Raw genomic sequence first — 11,646 nt, forward strand, 5'->3', positions numbered from 1 at the left:
TGAAACATCGGCTGTCGCGCCGACTACTAGCCGATGAAGTCCTCAAGGTCACGCACGATCGCGGCCTTCGGCTTGGCGCCGACGATGGTCTTGGCGACCTCGCCACCCTGGTAGACGTTCAGGGTCGGGATGGACATCACGCCGTACTTGGCGGCGATACCCGGGTTCTCGTCGATGTTGAGCTTGACGACCTCGATCTTGTCGCCGTACTCGGCGGCGATCGCCTCGAGCGACGGTGCGATCTGGCGGCACGGTCCGCACCAGGCGGCCCAGAAGTCCACCAGGACGGGCTTGTCGTTCTTGAGGACGTCCTCGTCGAAGGAGTCGTCGGTCACGTTCTTCAGGGTGCCGGCCACAGGGGGCTCCTTAACTCGATGCTGCGGTGGGGCGGGTGGGGGTCAGACAGAGGTCTTCTCGGGCTCGGCCTGCTGCTCGGTGTCCGCCAGGCCGGCGAGGAAGCGCTCGGCGTCCAGGGCGGAGGCGCAGCCGGTGCCGGACGCGGTGATCGCCTGACGGTAGGTGTGGTCGACCACGTCTCCGGCGCCGAAGACACCGCTCAGGTTGGTCCGCGTCGAGGGCGCTTCGACCTTCAGGTAGCCCTCTTCGTCGAGGTCCAGCTGACCCTTGAAGAGTTCGGTCCGCGGGTCGTGGCCGACAGCGATGAACAGGCCCGTCACGGCCAGGTCGGACAGTTCGCCGGTCTTGAGGTTGCGCAGCTTCAGACCCGCGAGCTTGGGGTCGCCCTGGATCTCGGCGACCTCGCTGTCCCAGACAAACTTGATCTTCGGGTCGGCGAAGGCGCGCTCCTGCATCGTCTTGGAGGCGCGCAGGGTGTCACGGCGGTGGACGATCGTCACCGACTTGGCGAAGCGGGAGAGGAAGGTAGCCTCCTCCATCGCGGTGTCGCCGCCGCCGATCACGGCGATGTCCTGGTCCTTGAAGAAGAAGCCGTCACATGTCGCGCACCAGGAGACGCCACGGCCGGACAGGGCGTCCTCGTTCGGCAGACCGAGCTTGCGGTGCTGTGAGCCGGTGGCGACGATGACGGCCTTCGCCTTGTGCACGGTGCCCGCGGTGTCCGTGACGGTCTTGATGTCACCCGTGAGGTCGACGGCGACGATGTCGTCCGCGACGAGCTCCGCGCCGAAGCGCTCGGACTGGGCGCGCATGTTGTCCATGAGCTCGGGGCCCATGATGCCGTCCTGGAAGCCGGGGAAGTTCTCCACCTCGGTGGTGTTCATGAGCGCGCCGCCGGCGGTGACGGCGCCCTCGAAGACCAGAGGCTTCAGCGACGCGCGTGCGGTATAGAGCGCCGCCGTGTAGCCGGCGGGCCCTGAGCCGATGATGATCACGTTACGGACGTCGCTCACGGCGTGTTTCCTCGTTTCTGGACGGCTTCGTCTGACCGGTGGGAGCCTCTCTCAGAACTCTCACCCCACCCAACGGATCCTACGGGGCCCGCATTCCCGCTGTGTCCGGGCACACAGGGGCGCTCCTCGGCAAGGGATGCCAAGGGGAGGGGAGTCGAAGCGTCCGCGCTCAGGAACGCGCGTAGGAGTGCGTCAGCAGAACCTCTGCCCGGACCGACGGCTGCTTCACACAGGCCGAGTCGACGACGTAAGCGGTGACGCGGGTGTTGTCGTCCGCTGCGGGCAGCAGCACGAGGTACGCGTCGGTGCCGTCGTAGGTGCCTTGCTTGACGCCGAGGACGGACGTGTCGGTGCGGCCGATGCCTTTCAGGACGCACGCGGGCACCGACGTGGGCTTGATCTTGAGGCTGTCTTCGTGTTCGCCGGGCGTCGGGTCACTGGGGTGACTCCGGATACCGACGGAAGGACCTCCACTGCGGGTTGTCTTCTTCCCGCCCTGTCCCTTGAGGAGTTCGGCGACCTGGCTCTCCACCTTCTGCCCGGAGAACGTGCTCGCGGCTTCGGATTGCTTTTCGTCGTCGCCCAGAGACGACACCAGCAGGGAGCCGAGCCCCAGGGCGGCGACGGTGAAAGCGGTACCCAGCACAATCGTCCGGCGCCGGACGCGCCGTGTGCTGCCCTTGCGCCCGGGCCCGGTGGCCGCGTGAGCGTACCCGGTCGGACGGTCCGCGGGGCGGTCGGCGGGAGTCGATGTTTCACGTGAAACATGCGCGTCCTCGGCCTCTGCGGCGAGCGCGGCGTCGATACGGCAGACGATGTCGTCGGGCATGCGCGCAGGGCTCGGCATCGAGCCGAGGAGGCCCCGGATCTCCTCCAGGGAGGCGTACACGTCGGCGCAGAGAACGCACTCGTCCAGGTGCTGTCGTACGTCCGAGGTCCGGGACGGTGTGAGCAGGCCTTCGGTGAGGTCGGTGATCTCCGTGACGTCCGGGTGTCCGGCCGTGTCCGTCGTGGATGTCACGCTCGCCCACCTCCGCCCTTCACAGCAGTTGAATCGCTTGGCCCTGCGTCCTTCGGTCCCGCTGCGGGTGGGACGGATGTCCCCTGCGCCCGGTTCCGTCCGCCACCTGATTCCTTTCCGTCACCGGTGTTCTCCGGGCGGAGGTGGGTGAGGAGTGGCAGGAGTCTGGCTCTGCCTCGGGCACAGCGGCTTTTCACCGTTCCGGTGGGCACGTCGAGGACACGGGCGGCCTCCGCGACCGGATAGCCCTGCATGTCCACCAGGACGAGGGCGGCGCGCTGGTCGGGCGGGAGGGTGCCGAGCGCTTCGATGAGCTGGCGGTGCAGATCGTTGCGCTCGGCAGGGGCCGACGCCGACTCGTGCGGTTCGAGCAGCTGCTCCAGCCGTTCGGTGTCGTCGACCGGTGAGGTCTTGCGCGAGGCGGCTTTGCGGACGCGGTCGAGGCAGGCGTTCACCGTGATGCGGTGCAGCCAGGTCGTGACGGCCGACTGGCCCCGGAAGGTATGGGCGGCCCGGTAGGCGGAGACGAGGGCGTCCTGGACGGCGTCAGCGGCCTCCTCGCGGTCCCCCAGCGTCCGCAGGGCCACCGCCCAGAGCCGGTCACGATGCCGCCGCACGATCTCACCGAAGGCGTCGGGGTCGCCGTCGACGTGGCGGGCGAGGAGATCTTGATCGCTCACTCCGTCGAACGCGGCGCCTTCCGCCATGGGCCCCCTCCCCTTCGGTGAATACGTCAGCCGGTGAACTTCAGGTCCGTTATGGCCTGCTTGTAGCCTGCATTGCTGAACGAGTCACCAGTCGCGTACGGAAGGGCGGTGAACCAGACCAGCACGTACTGGCTCTTGACTGGCTTGGAGACCGTCACCTTTGCGGTGGTACTCGTGCTCGTCACCGTACCGAGCTTCTTCATCGAGGTCAGAGGGACCGACGAACTCGGTGAATCCGTCGCGTACAACGTGACCGTCGTGTGGTCCCCGCCGAAGAGGAGCCCTATCGAAGCCGCGGAGACCTCCTTGGCCGAGCCGAAGTCGTAGACGATGCCCACACCGGGCTTGTACGCCGGGTTCATATCCGGTCCGTCTGTGTAGCTCGCGGTGCGCCAGTACGTCGAGCTGTCGTTGTCGTACGTCTTGTCGACGTCCTCCGGATGCTGGGCCTTGCCCTTGGCGACGTACTCCTCGGCACCCTGGATCTTCAGCATGGTGACCGGCTTCGCCTTGTCCGTGCCCTTGTCGTTGTCGTCCGTCGTCTGGGTCTGGTCGGTGTCCTCGGACTTGTTGCTCCGGTCCATGAGCGCGTCCGCCAGCTGCCAGCTGCCCAGGCCCAGTGCGGCGATCAGCAGCGCTGACACAGCCCACTTCAGCGCCTTGCCGGTACGGCTCTGAAGAGGGGGCGGCGGGGTGGGCAGGGGCTGTGTGACGCCCGGGCGGGGTGCCTGGCGACCGTACGAGCCCTGTTGGTACGTGGTGCGCTGGTAGTCGGGCGGGGCCGTGAAGACGGGCTCGGGCGGGCGGATGCGGGGCATCTCGCCGATCGCCTTGACCAGCTCCTCGGGCGTCGTGCACGCGGACTCGTGACGGGAGGCGGTGGCGCCGTCGTTCGCGAGGGCGCGCATCGCGAGCTCCGACAGGCCTCGGTGGACCCCGGCACGCACCTGGTCGGGCGCGATGAGACCGACGCCCTTGGGCAGCCCGGACAGGCCGTAGGCGTCGTTCTCGTAGGGCCAGCGCTGGGTGAGGGAGGCGTACAGCAGGGCGCCGATCGCCTCGGTGTCGGCGCGCTGCGGGGTGTCGGACGTGATGCCGCGCAGCGCGGCGTTGACCGCGAGGCCGCGCACACGCCACTGGCCGGACGAACTGCGCAGGATGGTGCCCGGGGTCAGGCGCAGATGCGCGAGGCCCTCCCGGTGGGCGGCAGCCATGGCGGAGGCGATCTGGCTGACCATCTGGTAGGCGTCGTGCGACTCCAGGGGGCCGGCGGCCAGGAGCGCCGTCAGCTCCGTGGCGTCGGGCAGCCATTCGTGGACGACGTACACGAGGTCGTTCTCCTCGACGGCGTCGAGGACCTGCACGAAGCGGGGGTCTCCGAGAAGCGCCGAGGAGCGGGCCGCGGCCAGCACGGAACGTGCCCGTGAGTGGTCCGCGGGCAGGATGTGCACACCGACGGCGCGACGCAGTTTCTCGTCGACCGCGCGCCAGCTGCTGAATCCGTCCAGACGGGTGACGCACTCCTCCAGGCGGTAGCGCCTGGCGAGTTTGTGACCGCTGTGCAGTTCGGGCGGTGAGGCCTTTCCGGGACTCTCGGTCCCGCCGCTCCCCTGTGCCTCGTCGTTCTCCGTGTCCCGCTCCCGGTTCTGGGCCGCGCCGTCGGCCGTGGACTCGTCCGCCTGCGCGGTCAGCGGCTCGTCACCGCTGTTGGCTGCCACGTCGACGGCAGCCGTGCTCCGTTCAGCCACCGTCGCTCCTGCCTCCCCATCCTGTGCGAGCTCTCCGACGCCAAACCCAATTGTGCCCACAGACCGTCGCTGTGCACGACACGCGGGGGTGGACGATGGTTGTGCGCTTTCCCTCGACTCACCGCCCCAGTCGCCCGCGCACCATACCCACCAGAGAGTTCAGTTCCTCAATGCGCATACGGCGGGCGGCGACGTAGAAGACGAGGAGCAGGACGGCACCGCCCCCGAGCAGGGAGACGAACGAGCCGCCGACGCCCTGGCCCAGGGTGTGTCCGATGCCGTAGCAGGCCGCGCCGCTGAGGAGCGCCGCCGGTACCGAGGCGATGCCCAGCCGGGCGTATGTCCGCAGGACACGGGTGCCGTCGAGGTCGCCGCCCAGCCGCTTGCGCAGCCGGTTCCAGGCGACACCGACACCGATCGCGTACGCGAGGCCGTACGAGGCGGCCATGCCGACCACGGCCCAGCGGGCCGGAAGCACGAAAAAGCAGAGGGCGGAGGCCGTCGCGTTGACGGCGGCCACGATCACCGTGTTGTAGAAGGGGGTGCGGGTGTCCTCGTAGGCGTAGAAGGCGCGCAGGACGACGTACTGCACGGAGTAGGGGATCAGGCCGAGGGCGAAGGCCATCAGCATGAAGCCCATGTTGGTGGCGCTGGTGGTGCCCGAGGAGCCGAAGATCAGGGTGCACATCGGGATGCCGAGTGCCACGAAGCCGAAGGCGATGGGCACGATGGCGACGGCGGTGGTGCGCAGTCCCTGGGAGATGTCGTCGCGGACCGCGCCGGCGTCCCCCTCGTGGGCCGAGCGGGCCAGCCGTGGCAACAGGGCGGCCATCAGGGAGACCGTGATGATGGCCTGCGGCAGGCCCCAGACGAGCTGGGCGTTGGCATAGGCGGCGAAGCCGGTGCCCTTGATCTTCGGGTTCTCGCCGGTGGCGGCGGTGGCCAGCTGGGTGACCACGAGGGCGCCGGCCTGGTTGGCGAGGACGAACAGAACCGTCCACTTGGCGAGCATCGCGGCCTTGCCGAGGCCGTGGCCCTTCCAGTCGAAGCGCAGCCGCATCCGGAAGCCGGTCTCGCGCAGATACGGGATCATCGCGAGGGCCTGGACGACGAGGCCGAGCAGCACACCGATGCCGAGGAGGCGCTGGCCCTCCGGCGGGATGGTGGTGACCTCCATGCCCGAGTCCGCCGCGCTGCCGTACACCCAGATGAACATGCCGAGGGTCACGATGATGACGACGTTGTTCAGGACCGGCGTCCACATCATCGCGCCGAACTTCCCGCGCGCGTTGAGGATCTGTCCCATGACGACGTGGATGCCCATGAAGAAGATCGTGGGCAGGAAGTAGCGGGTGAAGGTGACGGCGACCTCGTTGGCCGCCGGATTGTCGGCGATCTCCACCGACAGAGCGCGGACTAGAAGGGGGGCCGCGAAGACGGCGAGTGCGGTGAGTGCGCCGAGGGCCAGCATGACGAGGGTCAGCAGGCGGTTGGCGAAGGCCTCGCCGCCGTCGTCGTCCTCCTTCATGGCGCGCACCAGCTGCGGGACGAAGACGGAGTTGAGGCCGCCGCCCACGGTCAGGATGTAGATCATGGTGGGCAGCTGGTAGGCGACCTGGAAGGAGTCGCCCAGCATGCCGAGGCCGAGGGCCGACACGATCAGCGCGGAGCGGACGAAGCCGGTGAGTCGCGAGACCATCGTGCCCGCCGCCATGACGGCGCTCGACTTCAGCAGGCCCGTGGCCCGACCGCCCTTCTTGGGGGCCGCCGGCGACGCGGCCGGGGCGGCCGCCGCTTGGGGGGTGAGCTGCATCGTGGCGTCCGACGCCGGAACCGGGGCCCGCGGGACCGAGCCCTGGCCCGGCGCGGGCGAGGGAGACGGTCCGGGTACCACCGGAGGCTCCACGGGCCCCTGGCCGCTGCCCTGCTGCTGGTCCCGGAACAGATGCGCGAAGGCGTCCGGCTCGTGCCGTTGCTCGCCGGACTGGGAGACCAGGGCGTCGACACCTACGTACTGGGTGGTGCGGGGGTCGTCGCCGTACGGCAGGTACTGCGTGGCTCCGTCCGGCTCGGGGGCCGGGGTCTGGGCCCACACGCTCGGGTCGGGGGCGTACGGCGAACTGGCGGGCTGTCCGTAGAGCGGGGGCTGCGGCTGCTGGGTCCCGGGGGGCGGCGGGGGGTGCGCGGCGCGGTCGTAGAGCGCCTCGGCCACCGGGTCCTGGGCGGAAAGGTCCTGGGCCCGGTACGGGTCCTGGGCGTACGCGTCCTGGAGATACGCGTCCGCGGGGGGCTGCGCCGGCACCTGGCCGTGCTCGGGCGGCGGGCCCTCGGGGTGGCCCGAGTCGCCCGCGCCCTGACCGCGGTCACCGTCGTACGGCGCGTTCATGCTTACCCCACCTCATCGTTCACCGGGCCCACCGGCCACGACATAGCTCAACGGTCCACTCTCTCACCCGTTCCGGACGGGTCGGCGCTTTCCGGTGCGGTGTTCGGCGGCGGGTCACTCGGCTGCTCCGGGCCGTCCTCCGGCACCGTCGCGTCCGGCTCCCCCTGGGGACGGCTCTCGTCGGCGTCGTGGGCACCGTCGGCGCCGACGGTGTCGTCCGTGGCGCCGTCCTCGTTCTCGTGCCCGTTGTCGGACTCCTCGGCCTGCCTGGCCGCGGCGCGCTTGCGCTGCGTGTACATGCGCAGGCCGGCGAGTACGAGCAGCAGGAAGCCGCCGCCGATGACGAGCATCGCCATGGCCGTGAACTCGGTGACCCGCACGTCGAAGGAGACAGCCGGCCCGTACTTCTGGCCGTCCTTCGTGTAGAGCTGGGCGATCACCGTGATCGGGCCGTTGGCGTTGGACGAGGTGGTGAACTTCACCGACTGGCTGTGCCCGCCGGTGACGGCGACGGACTGCTCCTGGTAGTCGTCGTCACCGATCTTGAGCCGGGTCGGGTTCGTCGACGTGACCCGCAGCACGAGGTTGTCCACTGGCTGGACGAGGTTGTTCTGGACGGTCACCGGGATCGTGGCGCTGCCGCCGGAGAGCTTCGTCTCGGACTTCTCGATCAGCTTGACCTGGTCCGTCAGTGCGTTGAGGTGCGACTCCACGCCTCTGCGGAAACCGATCGCCTCGCCGGACCGGCCGCGCCAGGACGTGGCCATCTCGCGGTTGATCGCGCGTCCGAAGGGGGTCTCCACGCGTGTCTTGTCAGTGAGGATGATCTTGAAGTTGTCGAGCTTGCCCTGCGTGGTGGCGATCTGCGAGAACGCCGACTGCGGCAGTTGTTGCCTGCGCAGTGTGGCGGCGTACGAGGACGTCGGGGGCACCTTGGTGGTGGCGCCCGGGTCCGGCTTGGTGTCGGCGGCCGCGGTCAGTTCCTGGGACTGGGACCAGTTCGAGTCCTGGAGAGCGGTGATCGCCTTCTCCATCGTCTGGGCCTGGCTCGCGGAGGGCATGCGCTGCGGGGCGACGACGACGGTGCGCTGCTTGTCGGTCTGAAGGGTGGTCGTCAGGCTCGTGGCGAGGAACTTCTGCACCGCGAGCGTGGAGCTGCCGGCACGCGTCATGTCCCCTTGGAAGGCGGTGGACAGCCGGGTGTCCGCGACCACCGCCGTGGTGCCGCCGCCGATGGGGCGGGCCGCTGAGGGCGTGTACGGCAGGTCGCCGGTCTCCTTGAGGCTGTCGCTGCGCGCGATCACCTTGTCGGCGCCCGCCGAGGTGGCGATCTTGACGATCGACGGGTCGACGGCGCCGTTCACCGGCCACGCGAAGTCGGTGCTCGGCGTGACGTGCAGGATCGTCTCGACGGTGTCGGTGGCGACGTCCGTGGCGCTCTTGAGGTGGCTCAGCGTGCCGGTGACGTTCTTGCCGTTGTGCGCGATCGAGGCGAGGTCGGGGTCGCCGAAGGGGAGGGCGACGACCTCCTTGCCCTCGACTGCGTCCTGGAGTTCGGCGAGCCACTGCTTGGCGACCGTCTGGCCCGTGCCGGGGGTACTGGTGCCGTCGGCGCCCTGGATGCCGTAGCTGCCGATCATCGCGTCGACGGAGGCCAGCAGGTCGGGATCGATCACCCAGGTGACGTCGAGACCCTTGCCCAGGGACAGCATCTGCTCCAGGCGTCCGCCCGGGGAGATCTCCGCGGCGAGGTCGTCGTTGAGGAAGACGGGGGTCTGCTGCTCGCCCGGGCCGGTCTCCGCCGTCATGTGGACCGTGGAGATCAACGGCCACAGATACGTCGTCCGGGTTCTGGCGTCGGCCTCCTCGGGTTGCCACGGCAGGAACGTCCGCTGGATACCCAGCACCTGCTCGTAAGGCGCCGTGGCCGTCTCGCCGGACAGCGAGACGCCGATCTGGTAGACGCCGTCCTGGCCGAGGTCCAGCTTGTCGACCGGCACGGAGATGGTGAACGGCTGGGCGACGCCCGGAGTGAGCTTCGAGAACTTCTCGACGTACTTGCCGCCGACCTCCGTCCCGTCGGCGCCCGATACGTAGTCGGTGCGCGCGGCGACGTCGTCGATCCCCGAGCGCGTGGTCAGCAGCTGCCCCACACGCAGGTCCACATGGGCGTCCGTGACCGCCTTCTTGCCCTTGTTGGTCACCGTGCCGGACACCGTCAGCGTGTCCCCGTCCGTGGGGGCGCTGGGGGTGAGTGAGTCGAGGGAGACGACCACCGGGTCGGACCCCGCGGCATACGCGGGCTGCCCGGCGGGTAGTTGGAGGAGACCGGCCAGCAGGGGCGCCCCCGTGAGCAGCACTCCGGCTCGCCGGAACCACCGGCGCGCGAGAGAGGGAGTCAGCCCCGGGAAGTCTGCCGCCTCGGCCACGCGTTCGCCCGTCCCTAGTCGTCAGTGGTCGTCGGAATGTGCGTCCACGCATGGTAACGATGCGCGCTGAGGGGAAGTGCCGCGGACTGCTCCACAAGATCGTGGAACACGGTCCGGCTGTCCTCTATGTGCGTGTATTGATGGACGAGTCCCCGGTGTTCCGCGTGGACGTTTTATGGAGGAGCGGGCTGTCGCTCGGGCCACGTACCCTTTTCTGTTGTGCCGAACGCCAACGAAGACAATTCCAGCGCCCTGAGCCAGGTGCAGCACCAAGCGGTGACCGAGCTGCTGCGGGTGGCCCCGGTCGCGGACGACCTTGCCCGCCGTTTCCAGGAGGCCGGGTTCTCACTCGCCCTGGTCGGCGGCTCCGTCCGCGACGCGCTGCTGGGCCGGCTCGGCAACGACCTGGACTTCACGACCGACGCCCGGCCCGAGGACGTACTGAAGATCGTCCGGCCCTGGGCGGACGCCGTGTGGGACGTCGGGATCGCCTTCGGGACGGTGGGAGCGCAGAAGGACGGCTTCCTGATCGAGGTGACGACCTATCGGTCGGAGGCCTACGACCGGACCTCGCGCAAGCCAGAGGTGTCGTACGGAGACTCCATCGAGGAGGACCTCGTACGGCGTGACTTCACGGTGAACGCGATGGCCGTGGCCCTTCCGGAGAAGGTGTTCATCGACCCGCACGGCGGTCGCGAGGACCTGGCGAGGCGGGTGCTGCGTACGCCGGGCACGCCCGAGGAGTCCTTCTCGGACGACCCGCTGCGCATGATGCGGGCCGCGCGGTTCGCCGCCCAGCTCGACTTCGAGGTGGCTTCCGAGGTCGTCACCGCCATGACCGACATGGCTGGGCGTATCGAGATCGTCTCGGCCGAGCGGGTACGGGACGAGCTCAACAAGCTGATCCTGTCCGCCCACCCGCGCAAGGGTCTGACGCTGCTGGTGGACACCGGCCTCGCCGACCACGTACTGCCCGAGCTGCCGGCCCTGCGTCTGGAGCGCGACGAGCACCACCGGCACAAGGACGTCTACGAGCACACGCTGATCGTGCTGGAGCAGGCGATCGAGCTGGAGGAGGACGGCCCCGACCTCGTTCTCCGGCTGGCCGCGCTGCTCCACGACATCGGGAAGCCGCGTACCCGCCGCTTCGAGGAGGACGGGCGGGTCTCGTTCCACCACCACGAGGTGGTCGGGGCGAAGATGACCAAGAAGCGGATGGCGGCGCTCAAGTACTCCAACGAGCTGGTGAAGGACGTCTCCCGGCTGGTCGAACTTCACCTGCGCTTCCACGGGTACGGCACCGGCGAGTGGACGGACTCGGCGGTCCGCCGGTATGTGCGGGACTCCGGGCCTCTCCTCGGCCGTCTGCACAAGCTGACCCGCTCGGACTGCACCACGCGGAACAAGCGCCGGGCCACCGCGCTCTCGCGTGCGTACGACGGCCTGGAGGAGCGCATCTCCCAGCTTCAGGAGCAGGAGGAACTGGACTCGATCCGTCCCGACCTCGACGGCAACCAGATCATGGAGATCCTGGGCACCGGACCCGGGCCGGCGATCGGGCAGGCGTACAAGTTCCTGCTGGAACTGCGGCTGGAGAACGGGCCGATGGAGCGGGAGTCCGCAGTGGCGGCGCTCAAGGAGTGGTGGGCCGAGCAGAGCTGAGGCTGTGAAACGGCGCGATGTTTCACGTGAAACATCGCGCCGGACCTCACTGAGGGTGGTCGGTACCTCGACCTTGGCCTTCTCGAAGAGCGAGGGGCGGTAGAAGAAGAACTGCGGGTCGTCGATCATCCGGACGCCGTACACCTTGCCGTCGACCGTGTGCGACGTGATGTCGGCCTGGTTGAAGTCGTCCTTGACCGGGTCGATGATGTCGGACAGGTCCGCCACCTGGCCGCTCTTGATGAGCTGGATCTGCGGGTGGAACTCGAAGACGTCGGGTGCGTTCTTGGTGAGCAGCGCGGCGAACAGCTTCTGTTCGAAGT

General features: G+C 68.9%; 8 protein-coding genes and 1 pseudogene. 1 reads left to right on the forward strand and 8 read right to left on the reverse strand.

Translation table 11 applies throughout. The annotated features are described in order from the left end of the window. Positions 1-26: 26 nt before the first annotated feature. From trxA to STRTUCAR8_RS05185, 7 genes are all read right to left on the reverse strand, one after another. Positions 27-356, reverse strand: a complete 330-nt coding sequence (trxA, locus tag STRTUCAR8_RS05155; RefSeq protein WP_006374396.1) for a thioredoxin — start codon at positions 354-356, stop codon at positions 27-29. A 42-nt stretch (positions 357-398) separates the two neighbouring features. Further along, positions 399-1,370 (reverse strand): thioredoxin-disulfide reductase, encoded by a 972-nt coding sequence (gene trxB, locus STRTUCAR8_RS05160; protein ID WP_006374393.1) that lies wholly within the window; start codon positions 1,368-1,370, stop codon positions 399-401. A gap of 169 nt (positions 1,371-1,539) precedes the next feature. Beyond that, positions 1,540-2,391: an anti-sigma factor gene (locus tag STRTUCAR8_RS05165; protein ID WP_006374394.1), complete on the reverse strand. Its 852-nt coding sequence runs from the start codon at positions 2,389-2,391 to the stop codon at positions 1,540-1,542. Beyond that, a complete protein-coding gene (gene sigM / locus STRTUCAR8_RS05170) occupies positions 2,388-3,098 on the reverse strand; it encodes an RNA polymerase sigma factor SigM (RefSeq protein WP_006374398.1) in 711 nt (236 codons plus the stop codon). The genes STRTUCAR8_RS05165 and sigM overlap by 4 nt, the downstream gene beginning before the upstream one ends. 26 nt (positions 3,099-3,124) lie before the next feature. Beyond that, positions 3,125-4,846: a protein kinase family protein gene (locus STRTUCAR8_RS05175; RefSeq protein ID WP_006374397.1), complete on the reverse strand. Its 1,722-nt coding sequence runs from the start codon at positions 4,844-4,846 to the stop codon at positions 3,125-3,127. 118 nt (positions 4,847-4,964) lie between these two features. Continuing rightward, positions 4,965-7,232 carry a murein biosynthesis integral membrane protein MurJ gene (murJ, locus tag STRTUCAR8_RS05180; RefSeq protein ID WP_006374392.1) on the reverse strand — a complete coding sequence of 756 codons (2,268 nt, stop codon included), beginning with the start codon at positions 7,230-7,232 and terminating at the stop codon, positions 4,965-4,967. Positions 7,233-7,279: 47 nt separating this feature from the next. Next, entirely contained in the window at positions 7,280-9,661 is a 2,382-nt protein-coding gene (locus STRTUCAR8_RS05185) for a DUF6049 family protein (RefSeq protein WP_006374391.1), read from the reverse strand. Between the two features lie 219 nt (positions 9,662-9,880). Here STRTUCAR8_RS05185 and STRTUCAR8_RS05190 point away from each other — a divergent pair, with 219 nt between their 5' ends. Beyond that, positions 9,881-11,323, forward strand: a complete 1,443-nt coding sequence (locus STRTUCAR8_RS05190) for a CCA tRNA nucleotidyltransferase (RefSeq protein WP_044471654.1) — start codon at positions 9,881-9,883, stop codon at positions 11,321-11,323. Positions 11,324-11,332: 9 nt separating this feature from the next. Here STRTUCAR8_RS05190 and STRTUCAR8_RS49295 read toward each other — a convergent pair. Then, positions 11,333-11,646, reverse strand: a pseudogene (locus STRTUCAR8_RS49295) (ABC transporter substrate-binding protein); the annotation flags it as partial.

The organism is Streptomyces turgidiscabies Car8 (assembly GCF_000331005.1).
GTDB classification, from domain to species: domain Bacteria; phylum Actinomycetota; class Actinomycetes; order Streptomycetales; family Streptomycetaceae; genus Streptomyces; species Streptomyces turgidiscabies.